24 protein-coding genes are annotated in these 16,417 nt (G+C 38.1%); 17 read left to right on the plus strand and 7 right to left on the minus strand.

What is annotated here, in order from left to right; genetic code table 11:
• Window positions 1-24: 24 nt before the first annotated feature.
• Window positions 25-708, minus strand: coding sequence for a class I SAM-dependent methyltransferase (locus tag AC3CH7_RS14980; protein ID WP_012294047.1), 684 nt, complete (start codon window positions 706-708; stop codon window positions 25-27).
• A gap of 229 nt (window positions 709-937) precedes the next feature.
• Between AC3CH7_RS14980 and AC3CH7_RS14985 the strand changes: the two genes are divergently transcribed.
• The 5 genes from AC3CH7_RS14985 (at window position 938) to AC3CH7_RS15005 (ending at window position 3,267) form a co-directional block, all read left to right on the plus strand.
• Window positions 938-1,537 (plus strand): CPBP family intramembrane glutamic endopeptidase, encoded by a 600-nt coding sequence (locus AC3CH7_RS14985; protein ID WP_012294048.1) that lies wholly within the window; start codon window positions 938-940, stop codon window positions 1,535-1,537.
• Between the two features lie 71 nt (window positions 1,538-1,608).
• Window positions 1,609-1,794 carry a hypothetical protein gene (locus tag AC3CH7_RS14990; RefSeq protein WP_031419772.1) on the plus strand — a complete coding sequence of 62 codons (186 nt, stop codon included), beginning with the start codon at window positions 1,609-1,611 and terminating at the stop codon, window positions 1,792-1,794.
• Window positions 1,787-1,954, plus strand: coding sequence for a hypothetical protein (locus tag AC3CH7_RS14995; protein WP_008175876.1), 168 nt, complete (start codon window positions 1,787-1,789; stop codon window positions 1,952-1,954). Before AC3CH7_RS14990 ends, AC3CH7_RS14995 begins: the two co-directional genes overlap by 8 nt.
• An 8-nt stretch (window positions 1,955-1,962) precedes the next feature.
• Window positions 1,963-2,595, plus strand: a complete 633-nt coding sequence (locus AC3CH7_RS15000; protein WP_012294050.1) for a hypothetical protein — start codon at window positions 1,963-1,965, stop codon at window positions 2,593-2,595.
• A 360-nt stretch (window positions 2,596-2,955) separates the two neighbouring features.
• A complete protein-coding gene (locus AC3CH7_RS15005; RefSeq protein ID WP_031419777.1) occupies window positions 2,956-3,267 on the plus strand; it encodes an RNHCP domain-containing protein in 312 nt (103 codons plus the stop codon).
• A gap of 49 nt (window positions 3,268-3,316) precedes the next feature.
• Here AC3CH7_RS15005 and AC3CH7_RS15010 read toward each other — a convergent pair whose 3' ends face one another.
• Window positions 3,317-3,814, minus strand: a complete 498-nt coding sequence (locus AC3CH7_RS15010) for a DUF1648 domain-containing protein (protein ID WP_447402842.1) — start codon at window positions 3,812-3,814, stop codon at window positions 3,317-3,319.
• Window positions 3,815-3,905: 91 nt separating this feature from the next.
• Here AC3CH7_RS15010 and AC3CH7_RS15015 point away from each other — a divergent pair, with 91 nt between their 5' ends.
• From AC3CH7_RS15015 to AC3CH7_RS15045, 7 genes are all read left to right on the plus strand, one after another.
• The gene (locus AC3CH7_RS15015) at window positions 3,906-4,646 is read left to right on the plus strand and encodes a sulfite exporter TauE/SafE family protein (RefSeq protein WP_036215674.1); all 741 of its coding nucleotides are present in this window, start codon (window positions 3,906-3,908) and stop codon (window positions 4,644-4,646) included.
• Between the two features lie 3 nt (window positions 4,647-4,649).
• On the plus strand, window positions 4,650-5,594 hold the full coding sequence (locus AC3CH7_RS15020) for a PD-(D/E)XK nuclease family protein (RefSeq protein WP_488381518.1): 945 nt from the start codon (window positions 4,650-4,652) through the stop codon (window positions 5,592-5,594).
• 45 nt (window positions 5,595-5,639) lie between these two features.
• Window positions 5,640-6,296, plus strand: a complete 657-nt coding sequence (locus AC3CH7_RS15025; RefSeq protein WP_488381517.1) for a hypothetical protein — start codon at window positions 5,640-5,642, stop codon at window positions 6,294-6,296.
• 583 nt (window positions 6,297-6,879) lie between these two features.
• Window positions 6,880-7,011, plus strand: a complete 132-nt coding sequence (locus tag AC3CH7_RS15030) for a hypothetical protein (protein ID WP_257216143.1) — start codon at window positions 6,880-6,882, stop codon at window positions 7,009-7,011.
• Between the two features lie 119 nt (window positions 7,012-7,130).
• On the plus strand, window positions 7,131-7,283 hold the full coding sequence (locus tag AC3CH7_RS15035) for a hypothetical protein (RefSeq protein ID WP_012294057.1): 153 nt from the start codon (window positions 7,131-7,133) through the stop codon (window positions 7,281-7,283).
• 194 nt (window positions 7,284-7,477) lie between these two features.
• Entirely contained in the window at window positions 7,478-8,656 is a 1,179-nt protein-coding gene (locus AC3CH7_RS15040) for an MFS transporter (protein WP_488381516.1), read from the plus strand.
• Between the two features lie 97 nt (window positions 8,657-8,753).
• On the plus strand, window positions 8,754-9,413 hold the full coding sequence (locus AC3CH7_RS15045; RefSeq protein WP_036162693.1) for an MBL fold metallo-hydrolase: 660 nt from the start codon (window positions 8,754-8,756) through the stop codon (window positions 9,411-9,413).
• Between the two features lie 38 nt (window positions 9,414-9,451).
• On the opposite strand, the gene AC3CH7_RS15050 is transcribed toward AC3CH7_RS15045, so the two are convergent.
• Both AC3CH7_RS15050 and AC3CH7_RS15055 read right to left on the minus strand, forming a co-directional pair.
• On the minus strand, window positions 9,452-10,618 hold the full coding sequence (locus AC3CH7_RS15050) for a Ger(x)C family spore germination protein (protein WP_198696011.1): 1,167 nt from the start codon (window positions 10,616-10,618) through the stop codon (window positions 9,452-9,454).
• Window positions 10,619-10,758: 140 nt separating this feature from the next.
• Complete coding sequence (locus AC3CH7_RS15055; protein ID WP_012294061.1) at window positions 10,759-11,004, minus strand: YkuS family protein; 246 nt, start codon at window positions 11,002-11,004, stop codon at window positions 10,759-10,761.
• A 326-nt stretch (window positions 11,005-11,330) separates the two neighbouring features.
• Here AC3CH7_RS15055 and AC3CH7_RS15060 point away from each other — a divergent pair, with 326 nt between their 5' ends.
• Entirely contained in the window at window positions 11,331-11,522 is a 192-nt protein-coding gene (locus tag AC3CH7_RS15060; protein ID WP_012294062.1) for a hypothetical protein, read from the plus strand.
• Between the two features lie 53 nt (window positions 11,523-11,575).
• Here AC3CH7_RS15060 and AC3CH7_RS15065 read toward each other — a convergent pair whose 3' ends face one another.
• A complete protein-coding gene (locus tag AC3CH7_RS15065; protein WP_031419819.1) occupies window positions 11,576-12,151 on the minus strand; it encodes an LOG family protein in 576 nt (191 codons plus the stop codon).
• Window positions 12,152-12,231: 80 nt separating this feature from the next.
• On the opposite strand from AC3CH7_RS15065, the gene AC3CH7_RS15070 reads away from it, so the two are divergent.
• Together AC3CH7_RS15070 and AC3CH7_RS15075 are read left to right on the plus strand one after the other, a co-directional pair.
• Complete coding sequence (locus AC3CH7_RS15070) at window positions 12,232-12,549, plus strand: MazG nucleotide pyrophosphohydrolase domain-containing protein (RefSeq protein WP_012294064.1); 318 nt, start codon at window positions 12,232-12,234, stop codon at window positions 12,547-12,549.
• Between the two features lie 78 nt (window positions 12,550-12,627).
• Window positions 12,628-13,023 (plus strand): GNAT family N-acetyltransferase, encoded by a 396-nt coding sequence (locus AC3CH7_RS15075; RefSeq protein ID WP_080695186.1) that lies wholly within the window; start codon window positions 12,628-12,630, stop codon window positions 13,021-13,023.
• A 16-nt stretch (window positions 13,024-13,039) separates the two neighbouring features.
• On the opposite strand, the gene AC3CH7_RS15080 is transcribed toward AC3CH7_RS15075, so the two are convergent.
• Entirely contained in the window at window positions 13,040-13,492 is a 453-nt protein-coding gene (locus AC3CH7_RS15080; RefSeq protein WP_197149470.1) for an NUDIX domain-containing protein, read from the minus strand.
• A 96-nt stretch (window positions 13,493-13,588) separates the two neighbouring features.
• Here AC3CH7_RS15080 and AC3CH7_RS15085 point away from each other — a divergent pair, with 96 nt between their 5' ends.
• Window positions 13,589-14,086: a hypothetical protein gene (locus AC3CH7_RS15085; protein WP_012294067.1), complete on the plus strand. Its 498-nt coding sequence runs from the start codon at window positions 13,589-13,591 to the stop codon at window positions 14,084-14,086.
• A gap of 68 nt (window positions 14,087-14,154) precedes the next feature.
• Here the strand turns inward: AC3CH7_RS15085 and AC3CH7_RS15090 are convergent, their stop codons facing one another.
• Window positions 14,155-15,327, minus strand: a complete 1,173-nt coding sequence (locus AC3CH7_RS15090) for a multidrug effflux MFS transporter (protein WP_481276628.1) — start codon at window positions 15,325-15,327, stop codon at window positions 14,155-14,157.
• A 363-nt stretch (window positions 15,328-15,690) separates the two neighbouring features.
• Here AC3CH7_RS15090 and AC3CH7_RS15095 point away from each other — a divergent pair, with 363 nt between their 5' ends.
• Window positions 15,691-16,233, plus strand: coding sequence for a GNAT family N-acetyltransferase (locus tag AC3CH7_RS15095; RefSeq protein ID WP_012294069.1), 543 nt, complete (start codon window positions 15,691-15,693; stop codon window positions 16,231-16,233).
• Window positions 16,234-16,417 lie beyond the last annotated feature (184 nt).

Genomic DNA, 16,417 nt, shown 5'->3' on the forward strand with positions numbered 1-16,417 from the left:
GAGCTAAATGGCGGGGGCTTTCGGTTAGGCATGACTCATCCAGCCTGCAAAAAGACCAGAAGTGAAAAAGCGAGTAACCTGCTTAAATCCAGCCTCTTTCAGTAATTCCTGCATGTCTTGATCGGATAGGAAAGAGATATTCATAATGACTTTCCCCATATCTTCGACCTTAGCTTTTTTGTATCCTGCGTCTAAAAAGAAGCTTTGCCAGATTTTAATGCGATCTTGCAGTTCGTCACTATTTCGATCTCCATAAGCACATGCGAGGATAAAAGGTTTCCCGGGCTTTAATTGCGCATGAATGTTGTGTAATAAGTTAAGTTTTTGCTGTCGATTTTCGATAAAATGCAGCACAAGGATGCAGCTAGCAGCATCATAGGTTAATGGAGAGGGGGGCAAGGTATCGATGGTTCCTTGAAGAAGCTGAACTCGGCTTTCTATAGATAATTGCTGTGCCTTATACTGAGCAATTTGTAGCATCTCTTCAGACGGGTCAATACCTGTAAAAGTCCAGTTTGGATTAGAGGGTCCCCATGCGGATAGCTCATTACCGCCCCCAGCTCCTACAACTAGCAGGGATGAGTCTTGCTCACCTAAATGAGCTCGGAAATAGGCTTGTGTCATGGCGAATAAAGTGTCATAAGCTGGTACAGAGATACGAGTACTTTGTTCATAGATGCGAGCCTTCTCTAATAGATGTATATTCATAGTTATTACCTCCAATACTATTACATACATTAAAGACCTTAATAGTCTGTAATTGAGTATATATGAAATTTTACCAAAGCACAACAAAGAAATCTCACCCGATTATAATTAAAGTGAAACGATGAATAATTAATATTTAAGATTAATAATTTAATGATTATCATTAAATTATTATTGAATTTAATAGCTCTTTCTTCTACACTTAACGTAATGAATAGGGGGAGAAAATATGATTAATGCTATTGTGCAAGTGTTGTTATTTTCAGTCATACCGTTTGTTTGGTGGAGTTTTTCAGCAAAAAAGGAACAACCCTTTCTTGAATGGTTAGGGTTGCATAGGCCTATTATTGTCGATAAGGGGAAATATGCCATATTTTATATACTTTCTATTGTAATAGTAGTGATGCCTAATTTCGCTCTCGTCTTTTTTTATATGGATGGTTCCATATTAGCGTCCAATCAATTTGCTGGCCTTGGCTTAGCGGGGCTCATACCCGCTCTTCTATATGCTATGATTCAAACCGGCTTATCAGAGGAGCTATTGTTCCGTGGTTTTTTATTGAAAAGGCTGGCAAAATCCTTTGGTTTCCAAGTCGGAAATTTGCTACAAAGCCTCGTTTTTGGGTGTATTCATGGGGCTCTGTTGTGGACGGTATTACCATTTCCAATCATCTTGTTAGTTGTACTATCTACAGGGCTTGCAGGCTATGTAATGGGATGGATGAATGAGCGAGTTGGCGGAGGTTCCATTGTGACAAGCTGGAGTATTCATAGTTTGACTAATTTAATGACTGCTTGCTTATCATTGTTTCAAATTCTATCTTTTTGACTTATTTGCATTTCTTTGACGTCACTTGCATAATAGGGCAGAGAAGATTTTTCGTGAAGGGAAGTGCAAACATGACAGAATGGCCAAAGGGAGTAGCCAAGCCTGCAATTCGTGCATTACAAGCAGCAGGCTATACACAATTGAAACAGCTGGAAAACGTTGAGCTTTCCACTTTAGCTCATTTACATGGAATGGGTCCAAAAGCGCTTGCCGCGATTGAGGCGGCATTAGAGGAAAGTAGGGAGCCGCGTGAATAAGCTAACATTATTTTTATTGGCAATGGTGGTCTATTATATAGTCGTTGTTTTCCTCATCAGTAAGCTTTTTATCATTCCTATCATGAAAGTAATGGCACTTGTCTTCTTTATAGGAGCGGGTTTCATCTTTTCACGTAAGATGCGCAGGAAGCTGCAGTAGGAGGCATTATGAAAATTGTTCAATTAACAGTCATTTATTTAGCCATTATTTTGCTGGCAATGGGGCTATCTTTATCAGGGGTGCGGCTATCCTTTTCCCTCGGTATAATTGCTTTGTTCGTGGTAGCTATTATTTATCGTCATGTACATATTTTATATCGAACAAACAATATGGAACTTGTAGATAAATGGGTGAAGCGCCGTCAGAAAGAACCAATATTTGCGGCTCTCTATGCATCCGCTTATGAAACGGTAGACGAACAGATTCGTGCTATGGATGTCATCATCCACCATTATAAGCAGCCAGCTATCAAAAACAATTACCTATTTACGAAAGCGATTATGGAAAAAAATCTTGGAGCGGCAAAGGCTGCTGCCCAGCAAATTAACAAGGAGCCATTGTCAAGCTACGCCCTTTGCTATATTGCAGCCATGGAAGGTCGAACGGCAGCTATGAGAAGTGACAAGCTGACACAGCCTTGGATGCAACCTGCTGTAGAGGCAGTTTACGCCCATAGCCAAAACAATAAAGAATTGTTCCGCCAATGGGCTGATGCTAGCATCGAACAAGCGCGTGGTGTACAAAAGTATGGTTTAATACATAATTTTAGACAAATGGAAAGAGAATTGGATGGTGAATAACTATTTGGTATACTAAATAAAACATGAAACGTATGAGGAGTCGATCATTTGAAGGTAAATAGATATCCTACAATTGTTCATAAGGGGACGAATGCCTAAGTTAGTGATGATCAATGAGCACCGACTAGTGGAAGGTGGAGAGGTCCGTCTTACAGTGGTTGATACAATAGTCTAAAGTCAATCGTGGTTCGGATAAAGAGATGAAAAATGTTCTTTTGAAGGTGGAACTAGAAGTAATCGTTTTGTAGAGCGAAACGGTGAATGGGTTAAATCATGATCAAAGCCTAATACTATTAATTTAGAAAAACAAAACGGAACCCTTTCTCCAAAGATGAAAAAATCGTCTTGGAGGAAGAACAATTGAGTAGAAAAACTGAAAATACAGCATTTCATTGTGAGCAGTGTGGGCTGGACGTGATCCCATTAAACAATGGTAGTTTCCGCAATCATTGCCCACATTGTTTATATTCTAAGCACCTAGATATTATACCTGGTGATAGAGCCAATCCATGTAAAGGGTTAATGCAACCGATTACTATTGATTATTCATCTAAAAAAGGTTATCAAATTGTACATCAATGTAAAAAATGTGGTCACCTGTCACGTAATAAAGTTGCCATCGATTGCATACAAGAGGATCAGCTTATTTTATTTATGCAATCCATAGAGTAGTTTCATGTTTGGAAGACGTATTAAAGAGCCACTCTTTAATACGTCTTTTTTAATGCTTTTTATTCAATAAAATGCCTCGTACGATTCCCATACTGAAAATACCACAGAGCAAGAAAAGAAAGAGATACGCATGCCATTGCTGTAAAATACGATCGTGCCCAAGTGCGATCGTAAGGTCATTGAAAAGGGAGTACGTAAAGTACAATAAAATACTATTTTTTATGAGACAAAATGTCATGATGCCATTTTGACGCTGACTATGGGACAGCGGCGGTTTATTTTTACGCATCACAGGATAGGCTGCTTTCATCTCTAAATAGTGCAAAAGTAAAAATAGCATAAGTGCAATAAAAGGTAAATAAAATATGGCGATTTTTGGTCCGAATTGTGCGTGGTCACTCGTAAAGCTTTGTAAAACTGGAATCGTTGCAGGAAGCTTTTGATATTGAATCAGTGTAGCTGTGAAGCCAGCTAAAAAAATGATGGCCACGACGATCGTTAGCTGGTGACAAAAGCGTGGTGTTGGTGTTTTTTGTTGTGTTTGCATCCTTGCCCTCATTTCCATCCTCATTCAAAATTACAATCTGTTATACTGTATCATAGAATGATTGCTTTTGTGAGAGAGAAAGAAGGATATGATGGAATACTTGTTATTTTTATTCATTGGAATCATTGGGAATGTCATTGGTACATTAGTGGGTGGCGGTGGTTTAATCACCTTACCAACGATGATGTTAATGGGGGTGCCAGTTCATTCTGCCATTGGCGCCAATAAAGTGTCCAATATGGTAAGTGCTTTTTCGAGCTTTTATACGATCTATAAACGAAAAGAATTAGCATGGTCAGAAATGCAGCCAGTCTTATTAGTATCGTTAATCGGTGGAACATTGGGTGGACTTTTTGCTTCGTTTATGAGTAGCCAAGCATTGACGTTTATTGCCATCGTTTTACTAGGCTTTGCGTTAATGATGTCCTTTATGGGTGGGGCTGATTTTGGCCATAAAGAACTCTTTAAGATGAATCGAAAAAATGGTCCAATCCTTCTTGGAGTTGGTTTTTATGATGGTATGTTTGGGCCTGGCAGTAGTACACTAGCCCTTTATACATATGCTCATGAGAAAATTTCTTATATTAAAGCAGTTGGACTCTCAAGGGTAGGTGTATTCGCCATGTGCTCAGGAGCAGCAATTACTTATATTGCTACGGGAAAAATTGAATGGCCACTTACATTGATTTTAATGGTAGGCTCTACGATTGGTGCGCAAATAGGCATTGTTTTAGCGAGAAAGGTGAAAGCAAATCAAGTAAAACTCCTACTCCGTATTGTAACCATTGTGTTGATCGTACAGCTTGTTTATGATTTTATACAGCAGTTATAGGAGGTGATTGTCCTGTTTGAAATTACACCATATCCTACCTTTTCGTGGTCACTGTCACGCCATAAAACGCTAACAAGCTGTGCCCGTAAATATGGCTATGAATATTATTTTTCTCATAACGGGTGGCTGAGCTACAATGTGGAGCCTTATCATCAACTTGTTTATCGTTTGAAAAAGCTGCAGCCCATGCCTATTTTATTTGGGCAAATTGTTCACCGTTTTATTGAGCAGGCTATTAATGATTATTTACAAACTAGACAGCCCCCCACATTAGAGGAGCTGATTCATGGAGCTAGAGGACAGCTGAATGCGGCATTTATAGATTCTACTCGCCATCTTGAATCTTGGAGGCACAAGCCAAATAAATATTATATGATGCAGGAAATATACTATTCTGGCAAACTTTCTTCTGACCTAGTACAGGATTATAAAGAACGAATCCAGCTTGTCTTTGAGCATTTTTTGATAAGTGAAACATTTCAACAAATTACATCACAAAGAGGCTCTTTACGAATTGGAGAACCAGAACAATTTCGCTCGATGAAAATCAACGATATCCAAGTGTTTGTTGTAATGGATTTTCATTACTTTAATGAACTAACAGATAAATGGGTTATCGTGGACTGGAAGACGGGGGGAGAGTCAGATGATGATCGTCAGCAATTAGCCCTCTATGCCTATTATGTGCAGCAAAAATATCGGGTGCCGCTTGAGCAAATCGAGGTCTATAATGAATATTTACTAACGGGAAAACGGAAAAAATATAGCTTCACCGATATTGATATGGAAAATATTTTACATACATTTCAGTATAGTGTGTTAGAAATGAAAAAGTATCAAGCCGATATTTTTTCCAACGAGCCTGTAGACCTTGTGGATTTTGATCAAACACAAGAAAAATGGCATTGTCGTGGATGCAATTTTAGAGAATTATGTGCGCAAAAGTAGAAATGGAGCATCGCCTATTTTCATTTGTACAAGAGGAGGGGGAAAATGATAAGAAATAAAAAGGCGCTTGTTACTTCCATTATCCTTTTAGGAATTTGTATGTGTTTATTTTTCCCATTTCCTAATTATCAAATGCTGAATGCTCGAATTTCTTTTATGTCGTTTCCTATCCTCAAAGATGAGGGCTATGTGTTGCTTGGTATACTTGGTTCAGTTCTCTTTATCCTTGCTGTGATTTTATTGGTCAAAGGTATAAAAAAATTCCATCTGCTTTCGATTGGTGTAGTGCTAATCACCTTTACCTTTTTCCCTTTACTTCTGATAACCATCTATCAAGAGACTTTCGCTAGCGGCATCATGGCGATTTCCTATACAGAGAATGGCGAATGCCAATTTGATGTAGTTAGCCAACATATATTACAGGGAGAATGTCATCTTGAATTACAAAATCGAAGTAATGAAGCGGTGTCATTTGAGCTAGAGTTTTTAGATGATCATTTAACGGAAAAAGGACAGCGTATGGAGTCGCTCATGAATGTAGCTGGTCCTTATTTTATGACGATTGAGCCTAACCGTAAAAAGTCCATTCATATAAAGGAATTCCTTGATGTATCTGAAGTGCCAAACCATTTTATTCAAGGTGGAGGTTCGTCGTATATACATGTTAAAATTATCGACGGGAAGACTGCACGAATTTTATAAGAAAGTGTTGTTAAAACAGTTGAAGTGTAGGTAGTAGCTTAGGAGTTGCATGTGCAGCTCTTTTTTATTTAACTTCTGAGCGGTTTAGTTGAATAAGAAATGAAATGATTTATGTTAAAATAATGGAAGAAAAAACCATGATGGGGTGAAGTAATGGTGTTTAGAAAATATTTGAGTATGTTTTCATTGTTATTATTTTCTTTGTTCATTCTTTTTGCTTTTATTACCCCCATTGTAGTGAATGGAACCTCTGAAATTGGGGACATTGTGGTCATCTCCTTAATATTAGCTTCATTTCTAGCCGCTCTTTTTAGCCAAAAAGGGAAGTTGAAAATAGTGGCTTTAATTGTTTCCTTGATGCCAGTCCTTTTACTAGTAGGATACCTTTTACTTCCTAGTAGATTGTAAATCAGGCTGCTCTTTTTTATTTAAATGAAAGAACTAGGGATAAAGTTGTCTATATTTTTTTGAGTATGACTCTCTTTTGAAAGGAAATGGCTAGTATAAAAACGAGTTATGAATCATATATAAGAAAAGTAGGCAATAGTATGTTCATTTTTTAAAATCATAAGGGGGGATGAATATGGCTAAACAACTAACCATGTTTGAACTTTTGATAACTCCTATGAAAAAAAATCCAGATGATCGTATGAAAAGTGTTGAAAAGCAAAACGTAGTGGCTCCACGTAAGGTGGGGTATATTGTGCACAGATAAGTTCCTAGGTTGTACGAAGTGGCGCTAAATGATTGTGATGGCGGAAAACTGAATTTGCATTTTTAATTATTTTGTATTAGATTATAATGTATTGATATTTCGAAAGGAGGCAAAAAGTGATGGATACTATTTTTAGAATGGCTGCAATGGAAGTAAAGACATTTTTACAATTAGCTGATGTCAATTCAACGGGACCAGTCTGTCTTTTTTTAGCGAAACTTCATATAGAATTCAGCAACCGGAAGCTTTTTGCCCTTGTATTTAATAGATAAAGTTTTTTTAAAATACTCTATGCATTTCCTGACGCCGGTTTTCTGGCGTCTTTTTGCGTTTTAAAAAAAATAATTGACCAAAAAATTTTTGAAAGGGTGAGACTATTGCTGAAAAAGTTAAGGCAATTTAGGAATGTTTCAGTGTGCCAAGCGCTTCTAATTTAAAAGATTAATTAGAAGCGAGGAATTTTAAAATGAATAAACAAACTATTTTTACTTCAGCATTTCTTTTATTATTTATGAGTAACTTTTTAACTTTTATAGGATTTGAAATGTTACTACCTATTCTACCTGCCTATTTGATGAGCTTACATGCTTCTCCCTTTCAGGTAGGGTTAGTGACTACAGTATTTACAATAGGCGCTATTATTATTCGACCTTTTGTAGGCTATTATTTAGTCGATAACAATAGAAAAGGTTTAGCTATGGGGGCAGGCATAACGCTAATGATTATTACAATCATTTATCCCTTTATGAACACGATTTGGCTCATTCTACTGTTACGGTTTTTCCATGGAGCCACATGGGGAGTGTCGACTACTGCAAATAGTACAATGGCGGTGGATTTAATTCCTAAAACTAGATTAGGTGAAGGGATAGGCTATTTTTCTATTTCGACAACCGTAGGAGCTATTATTGCCCCTAGCTTAGGCATTCTACTCTATCATTCTTTTTCTTTCAGTATATTAATCTATTCTTCTTGCATGCTTTGCCTTTTGGCAGTGATAGCACTTCAATTTGTTTATTCGGCTGAACCGGTTAAGCATGAGAAACAGCCATTTCAATTTATGGAAGCAATTTTTGAGAAAGAAGTATGGTTTCAAGCATTATTGACTGTTATGACGACGCTTGGCTTTGGTGCAATTATTACCTTCCTAGTGCTATACGGCGAACAAAGAGGATTAGATCATATTTTTTTATTTTTCCTTATCAATGCAATTGTTTCCACCTTACTACGTCCCTTTACAGGAAAATGGTTTGATAAAACGGGGCCATGGTCTATTATCATTGTGTCAGCAGTAGTAGGGTTTTTATCATTGATGGTGTTGTCTTACGCGACTAATAGTTGGTTGCTTATTATCGCAGCCATCCTGTTCGGAGCAGGCTATGGAACAGTTATGCCTTGTTTACAAACATGGACTGTTCAAAAAGTCAGTGAGGCAAAAAGTGGTGCGGCTAATGCAACATTTCTTTCTAGTTTTGATAGTGGAGTTGGCATTAGTGCCTTTATATTAGGGCTTTTAGCTGAATGGATGAGTGTAGAGATGATTTTCCGTCTTGTTAGTCTAAGCTTTCTACTTGTTGCTCTGTTCGTTTATATAGATGCTAAGAGAACGAGAAAAAATAATCACATACAGACTACAAAATTTTAAAGTCCATGATGGGGTTGGCAGGAAATTTTAGTCTGAAAGCAGAAACTAAATAGAGGATCACATTATCTCTTCATGTTTGGCAAAGGGGGCGAATGCTATAGAAATATCGAAAGGCGTAAAGGTACTGGAACTGAATTATCAAGGATTCATGATTCATCCTACGCTTTTGTGGGATCAAGATATGGCTGTTTTAATAGACGCAGGTTTTCCTGGACAAATGGAAGAATTGCGAGAGGCTATGGCACAGGTTGGTGTTTCATTGAACCAGCTAAGGGCGGTCATTCTCACGCATCAGGATGTGGATCATATTGGTTGCCTGCCGGATTTAATAGATACATGTGCACAGGAAATACGAATATACGCGCATGCACTAGAGCAACCTTATATTCAAGGGAAACTACCCTTATTAAAAGATGCACATTTAGAGAATCCTCCTAAGGGGCGAGTGGATAAGACTTTAAGTGATGGTGAGGAACTGCCGTTTTGTGGAGGTATTCAAATCATCCATACACCTGGGCATACGCCGGGACATATTAGCCTTTATTTGACACAAAGCAAAACGTTAATTGCCGGAGACTCGCTATACAGTGTTGATGGCAATATTGTGGGTATCCATGAGCCATCCGTATTAGATTTGGCGGAAGCTCAGGAGTCTTTAAAAAAATACCTAGACCTCGAAATTGAGACGGTTGTTTGCTATCACGGGGGCATAAGTAGAGGAGCGGTCCTTGATCAGCTTCATCAAGTGCTATCATAAACAAGAGACCACTCCAATTATTGGGTGGTCTCTTATTGTTATTCGGTAAGAGTTTCTTCAAACGATTTTCGCCCGGGGCTTACTTTGTTGATATGAATATCGATTTTACTGATGGAATCCTTGGTTAAAGGGATTTTGCCATCCTTCTGTATTTTTTTCCATACCTTCACATTGTCACGATAGAGATATTCTGACAAACGAAAGACGTCTGCATCCAAGTTTAAGCCTTCCTCAAAAGTAGCCATAATTTCCTTTTTGACTTCTTTTTCCACCTTTTTCCTGATTTGACTCGGTGTCACTTTCCCTTTAAAGCCATTCAAAATGGTGTTAAATTTTAAATACACTTCAAATTTCACTTGATTGTTTCGAACAATCGGTTTGACATTGACATCTAATTTTTTAATATCAACGGTTAAGTAGTCACGTTCCTCACTATTGTCTAATTTTATCGTAATTTCCCCTTGCTTCGTTGCATTATTCATCCATTCTATTCCTCGAGCTGTATTGCCTTTAATAAAACCCTTGAAACCGTTCTTTGAAAGAATGCCCACACCTGCAAAAACGGTTTCAGTTCGGGATTCCTTTGCCGTTTCCCAGTCTTGATTGATGGAAATGAATGGGACTTTCATTTCATGATTTGGCTCATTTAACCCAATGACTAGCTGTCTCAAGTTAACAGGCTCTACAAACGACTCTTGTTTTGAAGTATTTTTAGGATTACTCAATTTGGTAGAAGTAGGCGATTTTTCAAGAATAGGAGATGCTAATAATACTTCCTCGATAGGGTCTTGTGTACAATAGACCCAAATATGGTATCTTGTTTCTCGAAAGCGTAAAAAAGTGTCGATAATGGGAATGGCATGTTCACTTTCCATTGCTTTTTCCGAGAAAAGGAGAAAGGTCATATGTCCCCAAAAAACTTCTTGGTCCATTGAACGATACAATTTATAAATGGCTTCTTCGATAGTTTTTCCTGTAGCTTTACCGACTTCAGTTGGTGCTGCTTGTGGGTTCGATTGTTCGATTTTTGCTACGTTGGCGAAGTTCATAAGTTGGATGTACGCTATATATTCATTATCCTTATAATCAACACCAACACCTTGCACATAATACATCCGTTGGGGTTCTGTTACATCCCAACAGCCTGACATGAGTAGTGTGGTCGTAAGCATTAAAATAACAAGCAATATATTTTTTTGGCTCATATGTCTCCCTACTTTTTAAAGTTCCTATTATTTATTTTGTACAACTAATAGGTGTATTATAAGTAGAGATTATAAGTATGTAAGGAAAAAACCAAATAAGAAAGTGCTGCTCGCGATGTTTACGCGACAGCACTTCATCATTAATGGAAATATTTTTCGACACGCTGAACGACATCGTTAGCTGAAAGCCCATTCGCATCAATGACAGGACCCTTTATAATTGGATCACTAATCCCCATGACGTCTCGGTCCTGACCAGTAATGATGCAGGCATCACATTTTTTAGCATCCTCTTCATTTCGAAGCTGGATGACTTCATAGCCTTTCGCTTTTAAAGCATCTTCAATATTGGATAAAGACTCTTCAACACCAATAATTCTAGACATAATTTGTCCACCTCCTATAAGTAATGTGCCATTACATGTAGCGCATTATTCATATTATTTTTTTGAACGTGGATCATGACTGTTAAAGTGACAAACTATGATGATGAGAAATCTCCTCTTCATCATGGTTGCTAATGGTTTGTCTGTTAAAAATTCATTATCTTTCAGATTATGCTTGGCTGGAAATGCAAATTCTGATTGAGCCTACACAACTTTTTTTAAAAGTACAAACTAAAGGATACATGGTACTTCCTCCTGTTACATGAACCCTATACTGAGGAATATAGTTACTACATAGTGAACATACATACAAAGGTGGTGAACAGATGGGCATTGCAGAAGTATTGACCATTGTTTTTGTCCTATTAAAGGTAACGGATATTATTACTTGGTCATGGTGGCTTGTTTTATTACCGACCATACTATCATTTAGTGTATATGTAATCATCATGGTGGTGAAGCTCATTATGGTATTGGTAGCTGTATTCGTGGTGAAAAAGCGAGATGCGACGAGATAAAAAAAGGGTGGTAAGCATAGTCGAATAAAAGGATGACTACCCTTACCACCTGATTATTTGCTTAGCTCGTAGGTTTTTATAGCGGGAGGAACAAAATTTTGACATTGATCTAAAAGCGCTGTAGCTTCTGCCTCAACAATTAAGGCTTCCCGATATTGGGCCTTTAAAAATTGTTCCTGTTGCATATGATCAAAAAATGAGATTAATAAATCGAAATACTGTTCAATATTGAAAATGGCGCAAGGTTTTTGAATGAGGCCGATTTGATTCCAAGTAAACACTTCAAAAAATTCCTCTAGTGTACCAGGACCACCAGGCAGGGCGATAAAGCCATCTGCTAGTTCCATCATTTTACTTTTGCGTTCATGCATGGTGTTGACAACAATCAGCTCTGTTAACTGCTGATGAGCAATTTCACGCTCCTCTAACAAGGTAGGAATCACACCAATAACCTTTCCACCTTCCTGTAGCACGGTATTGGCCACTGTTGCCATAATGCCGACGCTTGCCCCACCATAAATAAGGGTAATTTGACGTTTGGCTAACTCTTTCCCTAGCTGAATTGCACCTTCACGATAGGCGTCTAAAGCGCCGATACTAGATCCGCAAAATACTGCGATACTTTTCATTGTTGACTCCTCCATATCTGATGAGATTCTTTTATAGTATAATTTAATTTGAATAGGAAAGAAATGGAGGGGGAACGAAAATGGAGTTAAATGAGTTTCAACATTGGGTAAAGGACTACTATGAAAGCCGCGGGTGGTCAGAGCTTAACATATTTACACGAATTGGCTTTTTAGCTGAAGAAACTGGTGAGGTAGCTAGAGCAATACGAGCATTAGAAATTGGCCGAGATCGACCAGATGAAATTACACCAACCTATGAGGAAAATAAGCAAGAGCTCATTGAGGAGCTAGGCGATGTAATAGGGAATATTATTGTCATTGCCAATCAATATGATATACCACTTGAGGAAATTTTTGTCGCGCATCAGGATAAACTATTGAAACGTTATCAGGATTAGGAGGAACTTCATTTCGATACGCATATTTCTATTTTATATGAACCGTATGATGATTTTACGAATTTTTTACATGATAAAATTCGTAGCTTTAATAATGAGCATTCTCCATATCATCGGGAAAGTAGACAGAAGGGAGCGGTTCGTCCTCTCCATTTGATCGTAACGGATCAACAACAGCAATGGGTCGGTGGTTTGACCGCTGAAGTTTATTGGGGATGGCTGGAAATACATAAATGTTGGTTTCAAGAAGCGTATCGGGGAAAAGGCTTGGGCAGTAAGCTGCTAGCACAGGTAGAAATAGCCGCACAGGAAATGGGTGCTAAGAAGGCTTTGCTTACAACCTATTCGTTCCAAGCTCGTACGTTTTATGAGGAAAGAGGCTATCAAGTAGTGGGGGAAATAAAAGATTATCCGCCTGGCAGTAGCTACTATACAATGGTCAAAACATTTAATGCTAAAGAAGGCTGTCTCTAAAAATAGGCAGCCTTTTCTAATTGATGTCACCTAAATAAATAGTGGTTTGTAGCCCTTGCTCATATCGCTGAAGCTGTGGAATTAATAATTTGGGATATAGTGGGAACTCGTGGAGCCTTGCCACTGAGACCCATTCTGTCCCAATTTGGTGACTATCTGGATTAGTGGGTTGGGGCAATTGCTCATGGAGCTGACATAGAAAATAATATTCTACTTGATGAACATCCGCGTCAAAGGCAGCATGCTCATGATTTTTCCCAATATATTCGCGGATAAAAAGAAGCTCTCCAATATGCACAGATGCGCCTATTTCTTCAAGGCATTCTCGTTGGAGAGTCGCATGAAATGTTTCACCATGCTCTTGTCCACCTCCAGGACAAAGATAAAAATGTTCCTCCGAAATTTTATTTTTGATCAGCAAGATGTCACCATCAACGAGGATGATGGCTTTGACAGAATTTCTTATCATAGGAACCTCCCTAGCTTGGTTAATTTTTTATGTCTATGACTAAAACGTTCCATGAATGTCTACCTTAATAAAAAGGGGAGATGAAGCGTGTATTCAATGTCCAATTTTAAAATACTTGTTGAAAAACAGACTGAGATTGATACAATTTATCAAAATTGTGATGATTTAATCCAATCAACGGTCACGCCAAAACTAGATGCTGAGGTTGATCAGTTTTTACAGCTCGTTGAACAACATCTAACAGAGCAAGGCTTTAACATTACGAAAACTTCTACAGGCCTCATCGCCCATTTTCAAAAGGCGGTCATTAATATCGATAAACATTCAAAGCATCTGGAACAATGCTTTTTTATTAATTTAAATAGCTACGCAGAGGATCAGGTATCAATTGTGTTAGATATTTCACCTATTATGCTACCTAAAATCTCGAATCAGCTTGACGGCTATACGGATATTATTGAGCAAATGACAGATAAGTTAAAGCAAGCCAAAAGTCTTGAGAAAGCCTGTATGAATCCAAAATTCCTTTATAAGACTCAAAGCAATAAGGTGTTTCAATCCGCACAAGAAGTTGTGGATCACTATTTTCAATAAAAAAGAAGCCACCCTGTAAAACAGGGTGGCATTTTTGTTTTAGTAGATAAGATGCCCGCTAACATCCATTATCGAATATATTTTTTTGCACTTAACCACATCATGGTCGTTAATCCCAAGAAATAAAGTGGCATCGTCAGCAAGGATTCATTGTGAAGCAAACTCATACCATATGTGATCATACTGACAAGCAAGTAATAGCCGAGACTAAAGATGGCGCCTGCTGTTCCAATGACGTCCTGAAAGTTTACTAATGCTAGACTTAAACAGTTAGGAAGAGCAATGCCCGAGCCTAACAGCAAGATAAAAACTGTACCCATAATGCCTATGGCTAGCATACTTGTAGGCAATGGCAAAGTACAGACAATTATTAAGAGGAAAGCCCCTATCAACATCACCGAACAACCTATATGAATAATTTGTTGAGGTAAACGTGTGGTGATAAGTCGCTTAGAAATCATAGCCCCTATAATCGAGGCCAATGCTACGATGATGCCAAGAAAACCATAGAGACCCGGCGTCATCTGAAAGTAATCAATGAAAATAAAAGGTGCCTCCGCATAATAGCTAAATAGCACACCGTTAATGCCCCCAATGACCAAACCGTAGACAAGAACGGTCGGGGAAGCGAAAATGCGTTTGACGACAGGCCAAATCGCTATTCTTTGCCTAGCAGTTGGTTGCGTCGTTTCAGGTAACCTAACAAAGGCATAGATGAACAACCATATACTCATGACCACTAGGACAAAAAATACTGCCCGGAAGCCAAGGGCTTGATCCACCCAGCCCCCAATCAATGGTCCTACCGCAGGAGTAAACGCAATGACTGCGGAAATTTGTGCAAACATTGCATGTCGTTTATGACCGGCTACACTTTCTCGCAAAATGGTTTGCGTAATAATAGAGCCAGTAGCAGCACCGAATGCTTGAATAAAACGACTTACAATGAGAAAGGAGATTGTGTCCGCAAAAAAACATAATGCGCTCCCGATTCCATAAAAAATTAAACCGCCTAACATGGCAGGTCTTCGGCCAATAATATCAGAAATCCATCCCCAGCTAAAAACACCGAATGCAAATCCAATAAAATAGATGCTTAAGGTTAATTGGACAGAACTATTGGATACACCAAGTGCATCTGCAATGTCCGGTAGAGATGGTGTATAAATGGTTTCACTAATTTGTGGGAACGCCACAAGAACAATCATTAACAATAAAGATGGTACAGCCTGTTTTTTCAACATATTGCCCTCCTACAAGCAAATTCTACTCTGTTAGTGACAAGTAGAAAGCGTAGCTAGGGAACCGGCGGGACCATTATTAGAATACGTTCATAAGATAGCATGTTGAAATCACCTTTATATGCTTAATGTAGGAGTGCATAGTCAGCTTTCTATTATAAGCTATTTTATAAATTTTATATAGTAATATTTGTTATTTCTATTAAAATTTAAGAGAAATGACTTGTGCAAAAAATGGGAATTTCATAAGATGGAATAAATATATTTTTTGTAATAGGTGATAGTATGTATCGATCATGGTGTATGAGAAGTCGCCTTTATGCTTGAGATTAAAGGATATAGAAGTGGGAAGGGGGAAGAAGGATGTTTCCAAAGTTAGAAACAGATCGACTAAAATTAAGAAAACTGACGCAGGCTGATGTACCTGCCATTTTTCATTGCCTTTCCAATGTGGAGGTAACACGCTATTATGGGCAGGAACCTTTTATTGAAAAACAGCAGGCTGAACAGTTAATCAAGCTTTTTGACAAAAACTATGAGGAAAAGAGAGGCATACGGTGGGGTATTGAGCGTAAAGAAACTGGCGAAGTCATGGGTACGATTGGTTATCATTTATGGTCTGCTCCACACAAACGAGCGGAAATCGGCTATGAAATCCATCCAGATTACTGGCGACAGGGATATATAAAAGAAGCCATTCAGCAAGTAATCGCCTATGGCTTTGAACACATGAATTTACAGCGGATTGGGGCTGTTGTGTATTTAGAAAATGAAGCATCCAATCAGTTACTGCTGAAGCTAGGTTTTCAGCAAGAGGGAATTCTAAGAGACTATATGGTGCAAAATGAAAAAGCATATGATACGTTTATCTATTCTTTATTAAAAAAAGAAGTAGCCACTAGGTAGATTGATTTGTTTCCATAAATTGAATAACAATTCTTAACAATTAGGCGCAATTCTGCAACAAGAATTGTGCTTTTAATCATGACAAGAGCCGTATTCTTAGACTATATGTGAAAGATACCGTGAACAAATGTACGTAAGCGAACGGCAGAGGAAAAAGATTTGAATGTCGTTATTTTCATTAAAT

The sequence above is a fragment of the Lysinibacillus sp. F12 genome (assembly GCF_057773605.1).